At 26.8% G+C, this 21,838-nt stretch carries 24 protein-coding genes; 15 read left to right on the top strand and 9 right to left on the bottom strand.

Features of this window, described 5'->3' with window-relative positions; all coding sequences use genetic code 11:
- Positions 1 to 5 precede the first annotated feature (5 nt).
- Positions 6 to 428: a bacteriohemerythrin gene (locus ASUIS_RS08495; RefSeq protein WP_118886632.1), complete on the top strand. Its 423-nt coding sequence runs from the start codon at positions 6 to 8 to the stop codon at positions 426 to 428.
- On the opposite strand, the gene ASUIS_RS08490 is transcribed toward ASUIS_RS08495, so the two are convergent.
- Positions 425 to 1,303, bottom strand: coding sequence for an RluA family pseudouridine synthase (locus ASUIS_RS08490; RefSeq protein ID WP_118886631.1), 879 nt, complete (start codon positions 1,301 to 1,303; stop codon positions 425 to 427). The two genes, ASUIS_RS08495 and ASUIS_RS08490, sit on opposite strands and share 4 nt — an antisense overlap.
- Before the next feature lie 96 nt (positions 1,304 to 1,399).
- Between ASUIS_RS08490 and ASUIS_RS08485 the strand changes: the two genes are divergently transcribed.
- The 10 genes from ASUIS_RS08485 (at position 1,400) to ASUIS_RS08440 (ending at position 9,694) form a co-directional block, all read left to right on the top strand.
- Entirely contained in the window at positions 1,400 to 2,407 is a 1,008-nt protein-coding gene (locus ASUIS_RS08485; RefSeq protein WP_118886630.1) for an ATP-binding protein, read from the top strand.
- Complete coding sequence (locus ASUIS_RS08480) at positions 2,388 to 3,575, top strand: vWA domain-containing protein (protein ID WP_192894423.1); 1,188 nt, start codon at positions 2,388 to 2,390, stop codon at positions 3,573 to 3,575. Before ASUIS_RS08485 ends, ASUIS_RS08480 begins: the two co-directional genes overlap by 20 nt.
- On the top strand, positions 3,547 to 4,248 hold the full coding sequence (locus ASUIS_RS08475) for a hypothetical protein (protein WP_118886628.1): 702 nt from the start codon (positions 3,547 to 3,549) through the stop codon (positions 4,246 to 4,248). Before ASUIS_RS08480 ends, ASUIS_RS08475 begins: the two co-directional genes overlap by 29 nt.
- Positions 4,249 to 4,291: 43 nt before the next feature.
- Positions 4,292 to 4,717, top strand: a complete 426-nt coding sequence (locus tag ASUIS_RS08470; protein WP_118886627.1) for an ArsC/Spx/MgsR family protein — start codon at positions 4,292 to 4,294, stop codon at positions 4,715 to 4,717.
- Entirely contained in the window at positions 4,702 to 5,001 is a 300-nt protein-coding gene (locus ASUIS_RS08465) for a hypothetical protein (RefSeq protein WP_118886626.1), read from the top strand. The genes ASUIS_RS08470 and ASUIS_RS08465 overlap by 16 nt, the downstream gene beginning before the upstream one ends.
- A gap of 12 nt (positions 5,002 to 5,013) precedes the next feature.
- Positions 5,014 to 5,493, top strand: a complete 480-nt coding sequence (locus ASUIS_RS08460; protein ID WP_118886625.1) for a GreA/GreB family elongation factor — start codon at positions 5,014 to 5,016, stop codon at positions 5,491 to 5,493.
- A gap of 1 nt (position 5,494) precedes the next feature.
- Positions 5,495 to 6,403 (top strand): class I SAM-dependent methyltransferase, encoded by a 909-nt coding sequence (locus tag ASUIS_RS08455; protein ID WP_118887667.1) that lies wholly within the window; start codon positions 5,495 to 5,497, stop codon positions 6,401 to 6,403.
- Between the two features lie 71 nt (positions 6,404 to 6,474).
- Positions 6,475 to 7,725 carry an L-lactate MFS transporter gene (locus ASUIS_RS08450; RefSeq protein WP_118886624.1) on the top strand — a complete coding sequence of 417 codons (1,251 nt, stop codon included), beginning with the start codon at positions 6,475 to 6,477 and terminating at the stop codon, positions 7,723 to 7,725.
- A gap of 114 nt (positions 7,726 to 7,839) precedes the next feature.
- Entirely contained in the window at positions 7,840 to 8,496 is a 657-nt protein-coding gene (locus ASUIS_RS08445; protein WP_118886623.1) for a FadR/GntR family transcriptional regulator, read from the top strand.
- Positions 8,497 to 8,509: 13 nt separating this feature from the next.
- Positions 8,510 to 9,694 (top strand): CynX/NimT family MFS transporter, encoded by a 1,185-nt coding sequence (locus tag ASUIS_RS08440; protein ID WP_118886622.1) that lies wholly within the window; start codon positions 8,510 to 8,512, stop codon positions 9,692 to 9,694.
- A gap of 3 nt (positions 9,695 to 9,697) precedes the next feature.
- Here ASUIS_RS08440 and ASUIS_RS08435 read toward each other — a convergent pair whose 3' ends face one another.
- The 3 genes from ASUIS_RS08435 to ASUIS_RS08420 all read right to left on the bottom strand — a co-directional run bounded on the left by ASUIS_RS08435 (position 9,698) and on the right by ASUIS_RS08420 (position 12,276).
- Positions 9,698 to 10,387 (bottom strand): SDR family NAD(P)-dependent oxidoreductase, encoded by a 690-nt coding sequence (locus ASUIS_RS08435; protein ID WP_118886621.1) that lies wholly within the window; start codon positions 10,385 to 10,387, stop codon positions 9,698 to 9,700.
- Entirely contained in the window at positions 10,387 to 11,217 is an 831-nt protein-coding gene (locus ASUIS_RS08430; RefSeq protein ID WP_118886620.1) for a hypothetical protein, read from the bottom strand. The genes ASUIS_RS08435 and ASUIS_RS08430 overlap by 1 nt, the downstream gene beginning before the upstream one ends.
- Positions 11,218 to 11,385: 168 nt before the next feature.
- Positions 11,386 to 12,276, bottom strand: a complete 891-nt coding sequence (locus ASUIS_RS08420) for an FRG domain-containing protein (protein ID WP_118886619.1) — start codon at positions 12,274 to 12,276, stop codon at positions 11,386 to 11,388.
- Between the two features lie 268 nt (positions 12,277 to 12,544).
- Here ASUIS_RS08420 and ASUIS_RS08415 point away from each other — a divergent pair, with 268 nt between their 5' ends.
- The 3 genes from ASUIS_RS08415 to ASUIS_RS08405 all read left to right on the top strand — a co-directional run bounded on the left by ASUIS_RS08415 (position 12,545) and on the right by ASUIS_RS08405 (position 15,413).
- Complete coding sequence (locus tag ASUIS_RS08415) at positions 12,545 to 13,024, top strand: HD domain-containing protein (protein ID WP_118886618.1); 480 nt, start codon at positions 12,545 to 12,547, stop codon at positions 13,022 to 13,024.
- A gap of 56 nt (positions 13,025 to 13,080) precedes the next feature.
- Positions 13,081 to 14,214, top strand: coding sequence for a hypothetical protein (locus ASUIS_RS08410; RefSeq protein ID WP_226799881.1), 1,134 nt, complete (start codon positions 13,081 to 13,083; stop codon positions 14,212 to 14,214).
- A gap of 119 nt (positions 14,215 to 14,333) precedes the next feature.
- A complete protein-coding gene (locus tag ASUIS_RS08405) occupies positions 14,334 to 15,413 on the top strand; it encodes a CNNM domain-containing protein (protein WP_118886617.1) in 1,080 nt (359 codons plus the stop codon).
- Between the two features lie 22 nt (positions 15,414 to 15,435).
- On the opposite strand, the gene ASUIS_RS08400 is transcribed toward ASUIS_RS08405, so the two are convergent.
- Entirely contained in the window at positions 15,436 to 17,199 is a 1,764-nt protein-coding gene (locus tag ASUIS_RS08400) for a L,D-transpeptidase family protein (RefSeq protein WP_118886616.1), read from the bottom strand.
- A gap of 123 nt (positions 17,200 to 17,322) precedes the next feature.
- Positions 17,323 to 17,982: a tRNA-uridine aminocarboxypropyltransferase gene (locus tag ASUIS_RS08395; protein ID WP_118886615.1), complete on the bottom strand. Its 660-nt coding sequence runs from the start codon at positions 17,980 to 17,982 to the stop codon at positions 17,323 to 17,325.
- 69 nt (positions 17,983 to 18,051) lie between these two features.
- Here ASUIS_RS08395 and ASUIS_RS08390 point away from each other — a divergent pair, with 69 nt between their 5' ends.
- Positions 18,052 to 19,125, top strand: a complete 1,074-nt coding sequence (locus tag ASUIS_RS08390) for an AI-2E family transporter (protein ID WP_118886614.1) — start codon at positions 18,052 to 18,054, stop codon at positions 19,123 to 19,125.
- Between the two features lie 29 nt (positions 19,126 to 19,154).
- Here the strand turns inward: ASUIS_RS08390 and ASUIS_RS08385 are convergent, their stop codons facing one another.
- From ASUIS_RS08385 to ASUIS_RS08375, 3 genes are read right to left on the bottom strand one after another with little or no spacing between them, the layout of a single operon-like run.
- The gene (locus ASUIS_RS08385) at positions 19,155 to 20,096 is read right to left on the bottom strand and encodes a malate dehydrogenase (RefSeq protein WP_118886613.1); all 942 of its coding nucleotides are present in this window, start codon (positions 20,094 to 20,096) and stop codon (positions 19,155 to 19,157) included.
- Between the two features lie 4 nt (positions 20,097 to 20,100).
- Complete coding sequence (gene lipA, locus ASUIS_RS08380) at positions 20,101 to 20,994, bottom strand: lipoyl synthase (RefSeq protein ID WP_118886612.1); 894 nt, start codon at positions 20,992 to 20,994, stop codon at positions 20,101 to 20,103.
- Between the two features lie 2 nt (positions 20,995 to 20,996).
- Positions 20,997 to 21,713, bottom strand: coding sequence for a lipoate--protein ligase family protein (locus tag ASUIS_RS08375; RefSeq protein WP_118886611.1), 717 nt, complete (start codon positions 21,711 to 21,713; stop codon positions 20,997 to 20,999).
- Positions 21,714 to 21,838 lie beyond the last annotated feature (125 nt).

Here is a 21,838-nt window from a genome sequence, read left to right as displayed (position 1 = left end):
ATTTTATGAAAAAGTTTGAAGCAAATAAACACTCGTTAAATTACGAAAAAATGGATACCTTACACATGGAGTTTTTAGAAATTTACAATAGTGTAGATTTGAACTCAAAAGATAGCATAAATGCTAAAGCAACAGAATTACTTGAACACACAAAAAAACATTTTAGTGAAGAAGAAAAACTAATGGATAGATACAGTTATCCAAGAAGTAAAGAACATAAAGATGAACATAATAAAGTTTTATCTGAACTTAGATTTTTTATTGATAAATCTCATAGTATTTTTGGTATGAATATTTTGAAATCATATTATGTTGAAAAATTACCTTATTGGTTTGATTATCATTTAGCAAGTATGGATAGTGATTTAGCTGCATATTTAAAAAACTTTAATTTAAAAAGCAATAAAAAACAACAAGAAGTAAATTAATAAAATTTTTGTTTTGAAGAAAATTTATAAATCACATCTAAAAATTCAAACTCTAAATAATCAGCTTGAAGCATAAGTCTTTTTGCTTTTGTTATTTGAACTCTTTTTTCTTCTGAAATTTGATTCTTCAAAAACAAGTTTGCAAACTCCTCTTTTACTCCATAAAGTGGATCTCCAATTATTGTATGACCAATAGAATCTAAATGAACTCTTATTTGATGTTGTCTTCCTGTTAGTGGTATAGCTTCTACTAAAGTTTGATTGTTTATTTCATCATAGAAAATAGGTTTTATTATGGTTGTTGATTCTTTTCCATTAATATGGGTTTTCATTTTTAGTTTTATCAAACCATCATCATTTGTGATTGGAGTGTTTATTGTCAATTCTTCTTTTATTTGCCCATTTACTAAAGCTTTATATTTTTTAGTATAAAGTTTTTCTTCGAACATAGATTTTAAAACCATATCACTAAAGGCATTTTTAGCAACTAATACTAAACCAGAAGTTTCAGCATCAATTCGGTGAACTAAAGAGCCTTTTTCTCCAAAGCGATATTTTATTTCATCTAAAAGAGTGTAAATATTTAGTTGGTGAGAAGAGGGATGAACCATAATTCCACTTGGTTTATCAAATATTGCAAAATGAAAAGAGTCAAAGATTGGTTTTAAACCTTTTGTAAGAGGTTCAAAAACTACTATATAAATAAAATCTGATTTTATAATTTGATTTTTTTGTAGGCGTTTATTGTTTTCATCTGTGATTTTGCCTTTTTCTAAAAGAGTCAAACAAAGTTTTAAATCAAGGCTTAAAGTTTCTAAAAACTCTTCAATTTTTTTTCCTTTTATTGTTTGAAACTCTTTTTTTATATATGGCAAATTAAATTCCTAAATTTTTGCGCAAGTATACAATATGTAAGCTATTAGTGTAAAGGCATAAAAATTGCATAAGAAGTCTAAAAAATAGGTTATAAAATGGTAACTCCTTCAATTGGAACAATAGAACTATACAAACAACTTCAAATATTACTAAAAAGTGATATGCCAGTTTTTATTCATGGAAGTCCAGGAATTGGGAAATCTTATATTGTAAATGATATTGCAAAAAAGAATGATTTAGAGTTGGTAGATGTAAGACTTTCTCAACTTGATGCGGTTGATTTAAGGGGAATTCCCACAATTACAAATAATCAAACAGTTTGGATGCCACCAGTTTTTTTGCCTTTAGACCAAGATTCAGCGGGTATTCTTTTTTTAGATGAGTTAAACTCAGCTTCATTATCTGTTCAAGCTGCAATTTATCAGCTTGTTCTTGATAGAAAAATAGGTGAATATTCATTGCCAAGAAATTGGAAAATAGTGTGTGCTGGAAATAAGATAAATGATAAAGGAATTGTTTTTAAACTTCCAAGTCCACTTGTGAATAGAATGGTTCATTTACTTTTAGAAGCAAAATATGATGACTTTAAAAATTGGGCGATTTTAAACAATATTCACTCATATATCTTAGGATTTTTAGGATTTAGACCAGATTTATTAAGTAGTGAAGTTCCAAATGCAACTGAAACAAATCCTGCTTTTTGTACGCCAAGGGCTTGGAGTATGATGTCAAATATTTTAAAAACAGAGAGTAATGTTAATCTTATCTCTCCAATTATTTATGGAACAGTTGGATACGCAGCTGCTGTTGAATTTATTTCATTTATAAAAGTTTATAAGACTCTGCCAAATATTGATGATATTTTAAATGGAACTTGTGAAATTATTCCAACGGAACCTAGTGCTTTATACGCTTTATGTTCTGCTGTAATCGAAAAATATGAAAATACAAATCAAGCTATAAATATCTTTGCTTATAGTAAAAGTTTACCAGTTGAGTTTGCTGTTATGCTTATAAAAGATTTAATAGTAAAAGATGAAAACATAGCTCTTTTAGATGAGTTTGATAAATGGATGGAGAAGTATGGAGACTACATATTATAAAGATATTTTTGAGAAAATTAGGATAAGTTTTTTATTTAACCATCCTTTTTTATCAGTTTTAGCTTTAAGTATAAATAGTGAGTTTAAAGGAAATATTAATAGTGCTTTTTTAACAGATGGTTTTAAAATTACAATTGATACAGAAAAATTAACAAAATATTCAAGGGATGAGATTACATATTTATATGCTCATACTTTACTTCATATTGTTTTAAAACATCCATATAGACAAAAAACAAGAGATAGACATACTTGGAATCAAGCTTGTGATGTGGTAATAAACAATATTTTAACAACTTTTGAAAATGTGGGAATAAGACCTGCTGATGAGATACTTGATATAACTTTAAAAGATAAGTGTGTAGAAGAGGTTTATGAGATTTTATATAAAAAGAAAAAAGAGGAGTTAAGTAAAACAACTCCTGATAAAAAAGGAAATATAGAATCAAACTCTTACGATAAATCAAAGTTAGATTTAGATGAGGTTTTAACAAAAAGTGAAAAAGTAAACCAAGAAAAACTAGATGGAATAATAATTCAAGCATTAAGTCTTGCAAAAAAATCTTCAAATTTATATGAGGGAATGAGTATAGAAATAGATACTTTAATAAAACCAGAGATTGATTTACATGATGTTCTAAAAGAGTATTTAATAAGTTCATTTTTTGAAAAACAAATCTCTTATGAAAGACCAAATAAAAGATTTATAGATAGAGGCATTTATATGCCTGGAACTAAAAAACTAAATGATAACCTTAATATCTTTGTAGCGCTTGATAGTTCATCTAGTGTTAGCTTTGATGAGTATAAAAAGTTTTTGGGAATCATAAGTGAAATAGCTGAGAGTTTTTATGAGTATAAAATAGATATTTTACCCTTTGACTTAAAAGTTAGAAATGAATATATCATTAGTTTTGATAGCTTTAATCCATTAAGTAGTAAAGAGTTATTAATTCCCAAATCAAATGGTGGGACAAATTTTGATGAGCTATTAATTTATTTAAGAAAATCAAGTGAAATAAGCAATGATAGTTTACTTATTGCTCTAACAGATGGAGAGTTTGATATAAGTGAGTCATTACTATGTAATACACTTTTTATAATAAGCAATAAAAAAAATCTAAGAAAGTTCGAGCAACATGGAAGAGTTATTCAATTTAACATATAAAGAAGAGGTTGAAGAGTTAAAAGATGAAGATGACTTTGAAGCTTTGGGCGATGAAAAGTATCTAAATCATCCCGATATGGAAGCTAGACTTTATTGGGCTTTTTGTAGACCAAATGGCTCATGTGATATACAAATACAAGATAGTGAACCTCTTGTTTCTATAATGGCTTTTAATCACTCAAAATTAAATGCTTTTAAAAGATTTTCACTTTTACATAAAGAAGTTGTAAATAAAGCAGAGTTACGAGTAAAAATAAAAAATAGAACTAGAATGTTATTTAGGTCATTAATAGATGATGATTTTAAAGAGTTAAATAAAGTTTTAGATATTGTTCCAGTTTTTTTAGATGTTGCTGTTGACCAACTTAAAAATGGAAGAAAATGGAATGATATTTTTGCTGATGAAGTTGAAGCTACAATTTTTTTAGAAAAAGCAAAAGAGTATATAGATGAAGATTTTAAAGAAGCACTGTTTTATAAACTAAAAGATGTAAGCGAACTCTCTCAAGATGAACTAAAAGAGCATTTAGAAGATTTGATAGAAAAAAAAGAGAAAATAGATATTTTGATAAAAGAACATTATAAAAAAGAGGTAGAAAAATGGAGTGATAAAAGCACTTTGCATCTACTGCAAAAAATGGCTATAAAAAAACTTGTAAATGAGTTGTTTTAAAAAAGGTATAAGAATTGCATATACAAAAAGAAAAAGGTGTTTTATGGGAAATTTTTCTTTTTATAATTTTACATTTTATGAAAAAACTGGTTGTAGTGGAAATGCTAAACAAAAAGAGTTATTAAAAAGTCATAACATATCTTTTAGTGTAAAAAGTTTGCTTGATACTTCATGGACAAAAGAGACTCTAAGTGAGTTTTTCAAAGGTTTAGAAGTAATTGATATGTTTAATCCTTTTGCACCACAAATAAGAGATAAAGAAATAAATATAAACTCTTTATCAAAAGATGAAGCAATAAATCTTATGATTAAAAATCCAATTTTAATTAAAAGACCACTATTAGATATAAATGGAGTTAAAATTTGTGGATTTGATATTGAAAAAATCAATGAACTTCTAAATACAAATATAGATACAAACAAAAAACTAAATACCTGTTCAAGTAGTGACTCATGCACAAATGTTTAATTGAAATTTGCCAAGAGTTTGAAACTGTAAAAGATTTTCTAACAGATACTACTTCACAGAAAGAAGAGATAATAAATGCTCTTTTTTTAGATTTTATGGAGTGTTTCCCATCAATAAAAGAGGAAAAACTAAAATACCCAAAAGAGTTCATACATGATGTAACTTTATTTAACGAGGGGAATTTTATGCTTGTTCAAAAGTTCCAAGATGTTCAAATGAGATATTTGATGTTGAGTGATTTTTACGATTATGCGAGATTAACAAAGAAATATAAAAAAACTTAATATAATTGCGCCATGCAAAAAGATTTAATTACAAAACATGGTTACGAAAAAATAGTTGAAGAGTTTAAACGCCTTTTAAAAGAGAAATCTTATTGGGTAAAAGAGAAAGAAATCGCCGCTCAACTTGGCGATAGAAGTGAAAATGCTGAATATATAGCTGCAAAAGAACAGATACGAAATACTGATAAAAGACTTCGTTTTTTAGATAGGATTATAAACAATAGTGAAGTTATTGATATATCTTTGATTCCACATACAAGAGTGAATTTTGGATCAGTTGTTGTGGTTGAAGATTTAGATACTCAAAAAGAGAAAACTTTTATAATTCTAGGAACTCACGAAACAAATCCAAATGAAAATAAAATATCAAATAAATCTCCACTTGGTAGAGCTTTGTTAAATAAAACTTTAAATGAAGAGTTTCAATTTTCTATAAATGATAACTTCTTTGAATACAAAATAATTTCAATAAAAGAGTATAAATTTGAATAGTATAAATATAGAAAAATTAAAAGAGATTATTTTAGAAAATCTAAAAAATAAAAGTGTAGATTTAAAGAGGGTTTTCCATGGTCGTGGGAATTTTTATGAGGGTTTTCATTACTTGATAGTTGATAGTATAAATGATATTTTAATGGCAACTCTTTTTGAAGAAGTTGAAGAAAATACTCAAAAAGAGATAATTAAAATGCTTGATGAGGTTTATGCTACAAAAGGTTTTAAAACTTTGATAATTCAAAGAAGATATAAAAAAGATAATCTTTATGAAATTCTAAGAGGGAAAATCTCTGAAAATGCAGTTGCCTATGAAAATGGTTTAAAATATGCCTTAAATTTTTCAAACCAAAATATAGGAATTTTTCCAGATATGAAAAATGGAAGAAGTTTTATAAAAGAGATTTCAAAAGATAAAAAAGTATTAAATCTATTCTCTTATACTTGCGCTTTTTCTGTTTGTGCCATAAGTGCTGGAGCTTCAAAAGTTGTAAATGTTGATATGGCAAAAAATGCACTAACTACTGGAAGAACAAATCATCATCTAAATAATCTTGATACAAAAAAGGTAAAATTTTTACCCTATGATATTTTGAAATCATGGAATAGAATCAAAAAAGAGGGACCTTATGACATTATAGTTATTGACCCGCCATCATTTCAAAAGGGAAGTTTTGAAGCTAGTAAAGATTATGAAAAAATCATCAGAAGATTAAATGAATTAGCAGCTTCAAAATGTACAATTTTGTCTTGTTTAAATGCTCCAGAACTTGATTCTGATTTTATAAAAGATAAGTTTTCAGAATTTGCACCATTTTTTAAATTTGTAAAAAGATTAGAAAATGTGGAAGAATTTGTGACAAACAGTGAAGAAAAAAGCTTAAAAAATCTAATCTTTTCAAATTAAAGAAGATAAATCTTATCTTCTTTAGGCTAAAATCCTGCCTTAAAAAAAATGTTTTTATAAGAGGATATTTAATGGTAGAAAAAAACCGTTGGCTAATGGCCTTAAGTGCTGTTGGTGTTCATATATGTATAGGTTCTGTTTATGCTTGGAGTGTTTATGTAAAACCCATTCAAGCCCAAATGAACTGGGATTTAACAGATGTTACTATTGCTTTTAGTGTTGCTATTTTCTTTTTGGGATTAAGTGCTGCTTTAATGGGAAAATTTGTTGAAAAAAATGGTCCTAGAGTTTCTGCAATAATCGCAGCATCACTTTTTGGTCTTGGAACTATGGGTTCTGGACTTGCTATTATGATGGAATCAAAATTATTGTTATATTTTTTCTATGGAGTTCTTGGTGGTTGTGGACTTGGAATTGGATATATTTCTCCTGTTTCTACACTTGTAAAATGGTTTCCTGATAAAAGAGGAATGGCAACAGGACTTGCAATCATGGGATTTGGATTTGCATCTGCGGTTTGGGGACCAACAATTAAAATTTTAATTGAAGCTGTCGGAATTGCTGGAACATTTTTTATTTTAGGTGCAACTTATTTTGTAGTGATGTTTGCTTCTGCACTTTATCTTGAAAAACCACAAGAAGGTTTTTTACCAAAGAAATTTGAGCAAAAAATAAAAGAAGGTAAAAAGAAAATAAAAGAAGATTTAGCTTTCATCGGTTTAAATGAAGCAGTTAAAACTCCTAGATTTTATGGGCTTTGGATAATGTTATTTATAAATATCACTTGTGGTATTGCCATTATTGGAGTTGCTTCTCCACTTTTACAAGAAGTACTTGGAGTTTCAGCAATCGCAGCAGCTGCAGCTGTTGGGTTAATGGGAATTTTTAATGGTGCAGGGCGACTTTTATGGGCATCTTTAAGTGATTATTTAACAAGACCAATTGTATATGTTATCTTTTTTGCAACTCAAATAATTGCATTTTATATGTTACCGTCAATTACAGAAATTGTAGTTTTTCAAGTTGTTTTATATTTTATTATGACTTGTTATGGAGGAGGATTCGCTTCAATTCCAGCATATATCGGTGATATTTTTGGAACAAAAGAGCTTGGTGCAATTCATGGATATATTTTAACTGCTTGGGCAGCAGCTGGGCTTGTTGGACCACTTATAATTTCAATGGTAAAAGATGCAACGGGTTCATACTCTCAAACACTTTATGTTTTTGCAGGATTTTTTGTGATAGCTTTTATTGTTTCAATAGCTATGATTTTAAATATCAAATCAATTCAAAAAAAGAAACACAAACATCATCATTAAATAAAAAGAGTAGGAAAAATCCTACTCTTTTATAATTATTTGACTTTTCTTAAAATTTCTATTAATATTCAACTTGTCCAATGATTGGATGAATTGTTAAAATTAGGAAAAATTATGGAAATAAATAAACCAATTAGAATATCTTTACCCAAACAAATATCAATTGAAATAGAAAAAGCTATTAAAAAAGGCGCTTTTAAAATAGGAGAAAAAATTCCATCAGAGCCTGATTTAGTAAAAGCTTTTGAAGTTAGCAGAAACACAATCCGTGAAGCAGTTCAATCTTTAATCCAAGCAGGAGTTTTAGAATCGCGGCAAGGTGATGGAACTTACGTTTTAGCAACTAGCAGATTTGAAGCAAATATTTTAAATCGTTTAAGTAATTCAAAAATTTCAGAAGTAGATGAAGTAAGATTTTATTTAGAGAGAGAAATTGTTAAATTAGCAGCTTTAAGAAGAACTCAAAGTGATTTAATAGAGATTAAAAAAACACTAGAAAATAAGAGTTTAACAAAGGGTTCTTTCAAAGAAAATAGTGAAGCTGATATTGAGTTTCACTTAAGTATTGCAAAAGCTTCTCATAATTCTATTTTTTATGATTTGTATAAATCTATATCTTCATATATTTGTACTTCGATTGAAGAAAAATTGCAGTTAACTCAAATGGAAGAAGAGTTAATCTTCCAATTACATAAAGACCTTTATGAAGCTATTTCTTCACAAGATAGTAAAAAAGCAGAAGAAGTAATAAATAAAATTTTTGAAATTTAGTAAAGGAAACTATATGAAATTTAATTCACATTTATTTATGGTTTTTTTAGGAATACTTTTTGTTTCATTTAATCTAAGAGCGCCTATTACTTCAGTTGGGCCTATTACAGATTTGATACAAAATGAATACTCTTTAAGTAATAGTGTGGCAGGTCTTATTACTACACTTCCTTTATTAGCTTTTGCAATATTTTCTCCTTTTGTTGCAAAAATGAATCATAAATTTGGACATGGTTTAACCATGTTAGGTGGACTTATTTTAATAATCATAGGTGAGCTAGTTCGTTCTTATACAAATGTTTATGGATTATTTATAGGTACTATGTTTATTGGACTTGGTATTGCCATTGGTAATGTATTAATTCCTAGTGTAATAAAACATAAATTTAAGAAAAATGTTGGAAATATTATAAGTATTTATATAACAAGTATGTGTATATTTGCAGCCTTAGGAGCAGGAATTAGTATTCCTGCAACAAATGTTTTAGGTTGGAATACTTCATTAGCTATGTGGGGAATTCTAGCTTTTATTGCTTTATTAATATGGTTACCACAACTTAAAAAAAGTGAAGAATATAACAATAATGATGACTTAGCAATAGAAAAAAGAATTCAAAGTAAAACAATATGGAAATCACCACTTGCTTGGTGGGTGACTTTATATATGGGAACTCAATCATTCTTATTTTATACATTAATTGCATGGATTCCTTCTATTATAATTTTTAAAGGGTTAGATAGTCATTTTGCTGGAATGATGGCATTATTATTTCAATTAGTAGCTTTACCTGCAACTCTTTTAGTTCCTATAATTGCAAATAAAATCAAACATCAAAAGTTAATTGCTACTATTATCTCTTTGAATTATTTAGTAGGAATGGTAATATTTTTATTTGTAACATCTTCATTTGGAATAATTATTTCAATGGTATTTATAGGAATTGGAATGGGTGGAGCTATAAGTCTTGCAATAGGATTTATAACACAAAGAACTCCCCATGCAAAAAAAGCAGCAGAACTTTCTGGAATGTCCCAATCAGCTGGATATTTATTAGCAGCTGTTGGACCAATTTTATTGGGTTTTATGTTCGATATAACAAAATCATGGACAAGTTCAATAATAGTTTTAATAGTAGCTATTATATTATTAATCTTATTTGGATTAAAAGCTGGAAGAGCTGAAGTAACCCATCATTGATATTTAGATTTTTCTTACATCCACGTAAGAGCCAGATTCAAATTCATCTATTCTATCTATTAAATTATCTAGTTTAATAACCGTTTCTTCAGGAGTTTGAACAACTCCTTCATTTAATTTTTTTGCAGATGGAAAAATATTTTCATCTAATTCAAATCTTATATAATCAGTCATAGCTGTTTTTATAACCCCAGGAGCTACTGCTAGAAGTTTTGTATTTAACATCTCATATGAGTAAAGATTTATTAGCATATTTACTCCTGCTTTTGACAAAGAGTATGAACCCCAACCTTTATAACCAGTTATTGAAGCTCCCGAAGAGATAGCTAAAATATTTTTTACTTTTGTTTTTTCTAAGATATCAAGAAGTTCTTTGTTTGCATAAACATTTACATTATATACTTCTTGCATTTCACTTGTTGATAACTCATCTAAAACTCTAATCTTTCCCAACATTCCAGCATTTAGGAAAACGGTTTCAATTTGCGAAATATCTTGAATAATTGGGCTTAAAATTTCTTTTATTTTTGAAACTTCTGATAAATCAAAAACAATATGAGTGAAATTTATATTTTCAATGTTTAATTTAGTTCTACTAATACCATAAACTCTAAAACCTTTTTCTAAATAGTAGTTTGTAAGTGCAAGTCCCAGTCCAGAACTACAACCTGTGATTAAAATATTTTTTTTCATTAGTTTTTCCTCATATTAAATATTGATTTTACAAAAGCGTATAGTAGATACAAAAATATTATAGGTAAAAGTATAGTTTGGAAGATAAAAACTATGATTAAATCAATAATATATTGACTTGAATTATCAACGGCATTTTTGTATTCATTAACCTTTTTTTCATAATAACTGCTGTCAAATTTTTCCATAACTTTATTGAAAAATGAACTCTCTTCTTTTTGAGTTATTGTGTCTTGATTTATTTTACTAACATCATCTTTTACTTTCAAAATATCTTGATTTAACTCTTGAATATTGTATTGAGGTTTTACAAAATAGTTGTATGAAACTTCGTTTACATAACCAATCATTGGGATTGCAAATCTTAAAAATAGAAGTATAAAAGTGATTTTGAAAAATATATCTCGTAGTTTTTCATCATTTGAAAATCGTTTAAAAAGCCAAATATTAAAAACAATAACAAAAGTAAATAAAACATAGTTATAGATATCATTTGTCACAAAATTTAGCAAGATTTTTTGAATACCAAGAGAAACCATACTTGCTAACATCACAAGGGAAAATTGCTCAATCAGATCATTTATCGGGTCAAGAATTTCTCCCACAGCAACAATTACAAAAGGCAGATTTAATTGTGTTCCTTGAGCTAGTGAAATCACAGCATTTAAAGCTTTAGCACTTCCAAATACAATAACAGATTGTTTGAATGACTCATCAACAAGTTTTTTAGCATTGTCATCAATAGTGAAAGTTAGAGCAAAACAAAGGGCGAATAGGGTAAAGGCAACTAATAAAAGTTTGTTCCAGTTTTGTATAATAAATGTTTTCATGGGATTGATTATATCATTTATTTTAATCTTCCAAAAATATGGAAACTTTTAATATCAAACTTTGAAAAAGCAAACCATTTTTTGCCTAAATTTTTAAGACTAGCTCCTAGATGATAAACTTCTTTTTTAAGAAAAGGTGCCTTGTTCCCTTTATTTTTTCTTGCTTTTTTATCTAAGTAAATTATCTGTTAAATACCATAAATTTAAAGTATCTTTTATTCCCATTTCTACACCTTTTATATTTGGAAAAACTGTTGTTGAATTAATTCCTATTTTTTCACATAAAGAATATGCTTCTATAATTTCATTTATAGGTAATGTAATTTTTAATAAAGGTGTTTCAGGTAAAGATGTAAATGTTTTTTCTAATCCTTCTACTAAAAAACTACTATTTCTATTACCATTATGCGGATGAACAGTAAATAATCCTTTTTGAGCAGCTAAATGAATAGTAGAACTTTTTGGAACTTCTAACACTTTTAAATCATATAGATTTTTAAATTCTAAATTCAATACCCATATTGCAATTTTTTCATCTTGAATATCTTCATTATTTTCTAAAAGATTTATATATTTTTCAAATGCAGAAGATACAGCAAAATATAGTGCTATATATGAAGATTCAGTCCAATCTAATAATCTAGTAGGAACACCATGATGTTGAGCCATTGCCATTAATTCTAAAAGCTCTTCATTTATCCACAAAGATGGATTATTTGTATATTTATCAATATATTCTGTATCAAGATTTTTTCTAAAAATTACTGAATCATTTGGTATTTTTATACCTAAATTATCGCAATATTCAACAAATTTGTTTAAGATACATAATTCATTATAGACTTGAAAATCTGCTGTTGCATCACTTTTTAATCTTTTCAAAAGTTGATTATTTCTGCTCTTTCTTAATACAGAAGGAATTAGTCCCCAATTTGAATCTGCTTGTCCTCGATAAATTAATTTATTGGGTTCTTTAAATAATTCATTAGTAGGACTTAATAAATTCCATAATTCAGTTGCTGTTTCACAATGTTTTTCTTCAAAAGCTTTATGATTCATTAACAATTCTCCACAATTTTAATCTTATACTTTTTTATTTTTTAAATTATACATCATAAAAAAAAGGTCATTTTTCAAAAAATTTGATGACTATTTTATTTAATACGAAACGAGTTTCGTGTTCCTATGTTCTTTAGGAAACTGAAACTTGTTTCAGTCAAGAGTTGCAGAAAAGAAAAAGGTGTCAGTACCTTTTATCTATCATGAAGATAGTTATTTAAATCCTTTACCTAAATGACATAAAAACATCTTAATGCTATCATTGCACATGAAAACAAAAAGAATCCTAAAAAAAGAGTTTTTCATAACTCTATTTATCAAACAAAACAAATGGCATAAATTTGGTGTTTTAATTCACACTCTAGCTGTTGTTTTTCACATAATAAAATCAAAAAAATATAAGATGATTCCTGCTGGATTTTTGCATGATATTGGAAAACCTTATGTTGCTTTTCAAGATGAAAAAGACAAAATTACTAACGAATATTCATTTCATAATCACGAAGAGATAAGTTATCACATCATAAAAAATTGGAAAGTTTCGCCTTACACAAAAAATTTAGTTCGGTATCACTATCTTTTAAGAGGAATGCAAAAAGCACAAGAAAAAAATCATCTTGCAAGATACAATCGTATGAAAAGAGTTTTTGATAAACTTGATGGCAGTTTCATTGAAGAGTTAGAACTTTTTATGATGTTTGATGATTTGGGAAAAATAAGTTTTTTTAAAACTAAAGATAATATTTAAGCTATTTAAAATTTTTTTAGATATAATCAAAACACTTAAGAATTAGAAGAGAAACTTTGCAGCAATTTACAATAACAGACAAAATAAAACAACTAGATATAGAAGATATAAAAGAGAATCTTTTTCACTACTCATACGATAATAAAAGCTTAAAAGCATTAGTAAAAAACAATACTTCAAAAGAAGATTTATCATATATTTCGGCATATAGTAGCTTCAAAGGCGAAATTTACGAAAATATCGTTTATGAACTTTTACTTCAATATGCTCTCACACAAGATGAAATCACAAGATTTGTATTAAAAGGTCCTTATCAAGATAAAGAAAATTTATATATAAAAAGTGGACTTTTAATAGATAGAAGTTCTCAAATAGTTTATAAATCAGCTTACAAAGATATTAGTGAATTTGATGCTTTATTTTTTACAAAAGATAGTGTTTATTTTGTAGAAATGAGTACATCAAAAAAAACTTCTAGTTTAAACAAAAGACTTACAAAAAAATATGCACTTTTAAAGATGATTTTTCCAACTTTAACAATCAAAGCTTTGATTGTGGTAACGGTTGGTTCAACTGGTCTTAAAAACTTCCCATCTTATGCCACTATTTGGATAACAAATGATTTAGAGGATGTTGAGTTAATTGAAAAAATTATTTTTGCAAAAAAAGTAAAAAATGATGTTCAAACTCTAAAAGCTCCGAAACATCCAAAATATATTGAAGCTTTAAAAGTAAAATATACTAAGTTTCAATATTTCCCAACTTTAGAATGGATTTTAAATAAATCAAGGGAAAATCCAAAATTTACAGTTGATTTGAAGTTTTTTTCATCGCCTAAACTTGGGCTTTATTTTGATATTTATACAAAACTTTATATTGGATTTATAAATACTCAAGAATTTTTAACTTTATATCCTGAGTTTGAGTTAAAAATAAAATCAGATAGAATTATTGTAACTATAGAAAAAGTAAATCAAACAGAACTTGATCTTGTTTATTATGCAAAAGAGACAAATGGAAAACTTAAACGTGTAAGACTTGAAGAAAATAATATTTCTATAAAAGACAAAGAACTTGATGGTTTTACAAATGCAGAAGTTAGATTTTTTATGAAAATACTTGAAGACAAACATCATTTAAATGTAGAAAATATATACCATATTTTAAATAATCTCTCTTTAATTAAATGAAAAAATTATTTAATAATATGATATAATCGCTCAATCAAAAATTTTAAAGGACTAAAAAACATGAATTCAAATGACTCCCAAAGGCGTTACTTAAATTTCTCTCATATGGGGTGTAAAAAATGACCCTTCTAATCACATATCTTCTTATTGCGCTGTTTGTTTCTTTTTTATGCTCTATTTTAGAGGCTGTTTTACTTTCTAGTACACCTTCATATATAGAGACTTTAACAAAAAAAGATAATGAAAATTCTGTTAAATTATTAAAAGAGTTAAAATCAAATATTGATAAACCAATATCTTCAATCTTGACGCTTAATACTTTTGCTCATACAATGGGAGCAGCAGGTGTTGGAGCGCAAGCACAAATGTTATTTGGCGCTGAATGGCAAGCTTTAATTGCATTTATATTGACTTTATTGATTTTATATACATCTGAAATTATTCCTAAAACAATAGGAGCAATTTATTGGAAGAGTTTATTACTTCCTTCTGCTTATTTGATTTCAATTATGATAAAAATAACTTATCCTTTGGTATGGTTTTCAAGTTTTATAACAAACTATATTTCAAAAGGTAAAAAAGATGAAATTAATTTTTCAAGAGAAGAGGTTATGGCTGTTGTAACTATGGGAGAAAAAGAGGGTTCTATTCATTCTAAAGAGAGTGTTTTAATTGAAAATCTTTTTAAACTAAAAAATATAAAAACAAAAGAAATAATGACTCCTCGAAGTGTTGTTTTTGCACTACAAGCAGATGTAACAGTTGAAGAAGCAATTGAAGATGATAAAATGTATATTCATTCTAGAATACCTATTTTTAGTGAATCAATAGATGATATTATAGGAGTTGTATTTAATCAGACTATTTTAGAAGAGAGTGTTGAAGAACGAGATGATACCTTACTGAGAAATATTACAGTTCCTGTTCATAAAATCTCTGAAAATGTACCTGTTTCAGTTCTAATAGACTTATTTGTTAAAAGAAAAACACACTTATTTATTGTTCATGACAATTATGGTCAAACAAGTGGAGTTGTAACTTTAGAAGATGCAATTGAGACTTTATTGGGTGTTGAAATTATGGATGAAATGGATGAAGTTGAAGATATGCAAGCATTTGCAAGAGATAAAAGTAAACAATTTCAAGATAAAATGTTAGTTGAAAAGAAAAGACTAAAAAAGCTAGAACAATCTAAATAAATCTATTTAATATCAAAAAGAGTTAAAACAATAACTCTTTTTGAATCTTATCAAAATTATAAATATCTTCTCTAAACTGTAAAACTCCATTTTCATCAACCCAAGAAGTTAGATAAATTATATGAATAGGAATTTTTTTATCTAAACCAATAGATTTTTCGCTAACTTTACTTGATAAAATTTCATTTACTTTTTCAATATTCAAATTTTTATCTTCATTTGCTATTATAGAAAGTAATTCTTCTGGCTTAGAAAGCCTAATACAGCCATGAGAATAAGCTCTTCTTGAATTTGCAAATAAACTCTTTGCCGGAGTGTCATGGATATACACAGAGTGTTTATTTGGAAACATAAATTTCATTCTTCCAAGAGGATTATCTTCATTTGAAGTTTGTGAGAATCTAAAATTTCTAAGATACTCTTCATCTTCTAAAATAGCACTATCTATAACATCTTTAGAATCAACTTTTTCAGGACTACCATTCCATCCTGCATAAATATCTATTCCTTTTTCAGCTAAATAATTAGGATCTTTTAAAAGCTTTGGAATGATTTCATTTTTTGCAATACTATCAGGAATATTCCAGCTTGGATTTAAAACTATATAAGACATTTTATCCGAGAAAATAGGAGTTGGGAACTTTGTATCTCCTACAATTACTGCCATATTTAATACAATATTATTATTTTCATATAATCTTAATCTATATTCAGGAACATTTATAAGTAAATATTTTTCACCTAAATCTCTAGGTAACCATCTCATTCTTTCTAAATTTAATCTAATGATTGAGATTTTTTTATCAGCTGATATATTTAAGAATTTTTGCGTTTTAAGACCAACAATTCCATCTGCGAATAAACCATGTTTTTTTTGAAAAGATATAACTGCATTTTTTAAATCTTCATCAAAAATATTTTCACAATTTGTACTTAGTTTTTCAATTTCAGGATTTGTTTCATTTACGTCATTTCCATTTGTATTTATACTATTTGTAATTAAACCTTGCGTATTTATAGTGTTTTGACATTGTGTATTTAAGTCTTGACTTTCAAATAATCTTTTTCTTAAAATAGGAAGATATTCAGATATATCACCCACTTTTAATGATTTGGATTCAGGAACTTTTGTATATCCACCTTTTGATGATACTTTTTCAAGTTCATCAATAGCTAAAATTAATTCTTTTACTTGAGGATAATTAAAATCAATTTCTTTTAGAACCCCTGATAAATCATCTCTTTCAATAACTTTTTTCAATAAAAGTTTAGGATTTTCATTTGAAGAGTATTTATCCCAAGAAGCTTTTATTTCTGTTTCTTTTTCAAGTTCAGCCAATTTTTCTTCAAAAGCACTCCATTTTATTGAGCCTTTTGTTAGGTAAGTAACATATCTATCAAATAATTCTGTTAACATAAAATCTATTTTTGCTAAATTAAAAAAATATTTGTCATTAGATTTATCTAAAGTATTTAATGTACTAATAACTTCATCTAATCTGAATAATTTATTGGCATGGGGTTTTAACACAGGATCATTTTTGATTTTATCTAAAAGAGAAAAAGCTATATTTTTTACTCCTTTTTCTTCAACCCAATATGGTTTGAAATCATTTGTAAAATAATAATCATTTAAATTCTTCTTACTTATTAATAAATTTTCATAATTTTTGTTTAAAAGTGATTTTATATTTTTTTTAGATTCTAGTTCAAAAGAATTTTGTGTATTTGCAAATAAAGAGTAGTTAATCAATAGGATAAAAACAATAAGTTTTAATTTAGGCATTTCAACAATCTCCAAAATAGTTATATTATAAATAAAGATTTTAAAATATCTAAATTTCTATTAAAAACATTAATAAATTATTATTAGTTAAATACAAGTTTAACAAAAGGTATAGTTTATACACTAAATAGTTTTTTTATAAGGAATTTTATATCTAATATCATTTTCATTAAAGGCACATTTTACTTGATATTCAACCATTTTTTCAAAAGGAGTTAAAAAGTTTTCCAATGATTTTGATGAAATATTTTCTATATTTTGAAGATTTAACTGTTCAAGTAAACACAAAGTTGATTCAATTGTAGATAAACAATATTGATTTGGTTGGGTTTTTATTTTGAATTGTGAAGATTTATCATGTTCAAAACTAACTTTTTTCAAATCATGTAAATTTGTACTAAGTCTTAACATTTTTTTAGAACAAGGCCAAGTTGAATCTATGATAAAAATCAGTGCTTTTTTTTCACTTGGAAGTTTTTGAGTATTTAATTTTATACTATTAATATCAGGATATAAAATAAAAGATTCATAATTATCATCATTTAATAATTCATTTACTCTTTTATGATTTGTAAAATCAATTCCTACGTATAACTCACAATTTTCTAAAGAGTTATTTGTCATATGACCTGTTCCATTTTTTGTTTTTCTATACTCTTTTGGATGCATTAAAATAACAAATTTTGTATTGGTATTTATAGGATTTATTAAATGTTCACAAACACATGAGGTTTTTGGTCGGTAGCAGGTATAACAGACTTCTCTTTGATTTTCAATTTGCAATATATTACTTTCTTAGGCTTTTTTCTTATTAATTTGCTATTATATTATTAAAATTTTTAAAGGTTGATTTTGGAAAACATACATAAAGATTCGAATTTTGCAAAAGCATTTTACTTTTTAGCTTCTATTACTATATTTTTCTGGGCTATAAATGGTCTTAGTAATATTTTAACCCCAATTGCAATTGCTATACTTATTTGGTTTTTAATAAATGCTTTTGCTGATCAAATCAAACGAATACCATTTCTAAATAATAAAATCGGAGAGTACATAAGTATTCCTTTATCTTTGGTAATTATTGTTTATTTGATGTTTGAAATCGGAAGTTTTATAGCTTCAAGTATGTTTACTTTAAGTTCAACTATTTCTTCATTAGATGGAAAAGTTATGCAATTAATAGAAAAACTCTCTGTTTTAACTTCTTTTGATTTGGTAACACCTTTACAAAAAATATTACAAGAGTTTAGTTTAGCAATGGTTATAAACAAAGTAATTAGTGCTTTTAGTACTATTTTTGGAAATATTGTTCAAATACTTTTATATGTACTTTTTTTACTTTTAGACCAAAGATTTTTTAATATAAAATTAAATGCACTTTTTCCAAACAATGAGCATAAAAATAGAGCAAAACATGTTTTGATATCTATTTCTCAAAGTATTAAAACTTATATTTCAATTACAACCATAATTAGTTTGGCAACAGGATTTTTGACTTATTTAATCTGTCAATATTTTTCTTTAGAAGGTGCAGTTTTATGGGGATTTATTGCCTTTGTTTTAAACTTTATTCCAACTATTGGAAGTATCGTTGCAGTTTTAATTCCAACAACTTTTGCTCTTATACAACTTCCTATAATTTCAGATGTTTTGATTTTATTTACACTTTTAATAATTATTCAATTTGTTTTAGGAAATATTGTCCAACCAAGAATGATGGGAGATAAATTGAATATTTCTCAATTTATAGTTATATTATCTTTAGTTGTTTGGGGTGCAATGTGGGGAACTATTGGAATGTTTTTATCGGTTCCATTAATGGTGATTTTACTTATAATTTTTTCTCAATTTGAAAGTACAAAAAAACTAGCGATTTTAATATCTGGCGATGGAAATATTTTAGGAATATCTCAATCTATTAAGTAGTTATATTTAATAGATTGAGATTTTTAAAATTAGAAGTTTTTATCTATTGTATTTACTAACTCTTTTATTGCAGAAATTGATTTTGCAAATTGAGCTTTTTGTTCTTCATTTAATTCAAGTTCAACAATTTTTTCAAAACCGTCTTTTCCTAAAGTAACAGGAACTCCTGCAACGATATTTTCATATCCGTATTCACCTTTTAACATAACAGCACAAGGATAAGTCTCTTTTGAATCAGTCAAAATAGCTTCAACCATTAAAGCTGTAGAGTATGCAGGTGCATAATATGCAGAACCAGTTTCAAGTAATTTTACGATTTGAGCTCCACCATTTCTTGTTTTTACAATGATTTCTTCTATTTCATCTACTGTTAAAAACTCTTTTAAATCTTTTCCATCAACACTAGAATAGTTTGCTAATGGAACCATTTCATCACCATGTCCACCCATAACAGCTGCTTTTATTTCATTTGGAGTAAATGTTAATTTCTCTTGTATAAAGTGAGCCATTCTTGAACTATCAAGAACTCCTGCCATTCCTATAATTTTATTTCTTGGTAAAGATGTTGCTTTTAAAGCTGTATAAACCATCGCATCTAATGGATTTGAAACGATGATATAAATTGCATCTTTATTAAATGGAGCAATTTCATTTATTACTGATGTCATAATTTTTGCATTTGTAAGTAATAAATCATCTCTACTCATACCAGGTTTTCTAGGAATTCCAGCAGTTATTACTATTACATCACAATTACTAAACTCTTGTGCATTAGACGCAAAACTAACTTTTGTTGATGATTTAGAAGCTTTCGCAGCTTGTGAAATATCTAAAGCCATAGCCTCAACAACATTCATTCTTAAATCTTTTAATATAATCTCAGCACAAATATTTTTATTTGCTAAACTAAAAGCTAAAGTAGCTCCAACATTTCCCGCACCTATTATTCCAACTTTTTTATTATTTTTCAAAAATTTATCCTTTTATTAAATTATTATCATTATTTTTACTTAAATACTCATGTGCTAAATAAGAACTTCTAGCATATGGAGTACTATGAACAAACTCAAACCCCAACTCTAAAGCTAAGGTTTTATATCTATCAAATTGTTCAGGTTTTACAAATTCAATTACTTTTTCATAGTCACCTGATGGTGCTAGATATTGTCCTATACTTAAAAATTTACACCCAACGGCAATTAAATCTTTAAATACTTGAAGCATTTCATCTTCGGTTTCACCTAATCCTACCATTAAAGCACTTTTAGTTTTAACAGCATTACCACCAAGTTCTTTTATTTTTTTTAGAACTTCTAATGATCTTTCATAGGTTGCATTTCGTCTTACTCTATATAATCTAGGAACTGTTTCAATATTATGTCCAATGATAACAGCTCCTGAATCTACAACTTTTTGAATTGATTCAATATTTCCTTTGAAATCAGGGATTAAAAGTTCGACTTGTGTATCGCTTGTATTTTCTAAAATATTTTTTGTAACTTTGTAGAATTGTAAAGCTCCGCCATCATCTAAATCATCCCTAGCTGGACTTGTGATTACTACAAATTTTAGACCCAGTTTTTGAACAGCGATTGTAACTTGGTTTATTTCATCTTCATTTACGCCATCTGGTTTTCCAGTTTTTACATTACAATATGTGCATCTTCTTGTACATGTATCACCTAATATTAAAAATGTGGCATTTTTTTTAGAAAAACATTCACTAATATTAGGACATTTTGCTTCTTGACAAATAGTGTGTAATCCACCATCTTTAAGAAGTTGCTCCATATCTTTTTGAGCAGTATTTGATAGTTTTTTTCTTAACCAAATAGGTTTGTTAAAATCTATTTTTTGTGGAGAGGTCATTTTTATTTACCTTCTAATATTTTTTTTAAATTTTCATTTTCAATTTGTGATAATTGAGATAATATTAATTTTGCATCAAAACACTCTTTGAAAGCATCAATGAGTCTATTTTGTGCTTCTTCAAAACTTAGATGTATATCTAAATCTTCAAGTGATATTCCTACTCTTTTATCTTCTTTTGTTTTTAATATTGGAATTGAGCCGTGTTGAAATATTAATTTTTTATTTCTTTTTTGCGCATTTCCACCTATTTTATTTCCATCAACGATAATATCATAAGCTTCAAATCCAACTTGACAAAATTCATTTTTTTTCAATTTAATATATTCTGAATCTTTTACAAAAGTAGGGTTTAATCCAACTTTTTTATAAAATTCTAATAAAAATTGGCATATTTTCTCATATGACTGTTTAACACTTAAATTACCAAATTCAGTATTTGATAATACTAAACTATAAGATATATCATGGCCATGAAATAAAACTCCACCGCCAGTTATTCTTTTTGAACAATTATCTTTATATATATCTTTTAAATTTGTATAACTTTCAAAATCTTGACCTAGCCCAATTGTAAATGAATCTTCCCAAGTATAAAATCTCAAAATTGGCATATCATCTTTTTCATAGGAAATAGTTAATGCCTTATCTATAGCCATGTTTATTTTCGCGCTATTATTATTTGTTAAAATTAATCTAAACTCTTTTTTATGAAGCATTTAGTTTATTCCTAAAGTGTAATTTTATCACTTTAAAGCAATATTTCTTATAAAAATCTTAAAAATTAAAATTAGTATAAGTTTATAATTGTATCATAATAAATATTAGTTTTCTACCACATAGA

The organism is Arcobacter suis CECT 7833, assembly GCF_003544815.1.
Lineage (GTDB): Bacteria > Campylobacterota > Campylobacteria > Campylobacterales > Arcobacteraceae > Aliarcobacter > Aliarcobacter suis.
The sequence above is the reverse complement of the archived record's forward strand: the minus strand, read 5'-3'. Positions and strand labels throughout refer to the sequence as shown.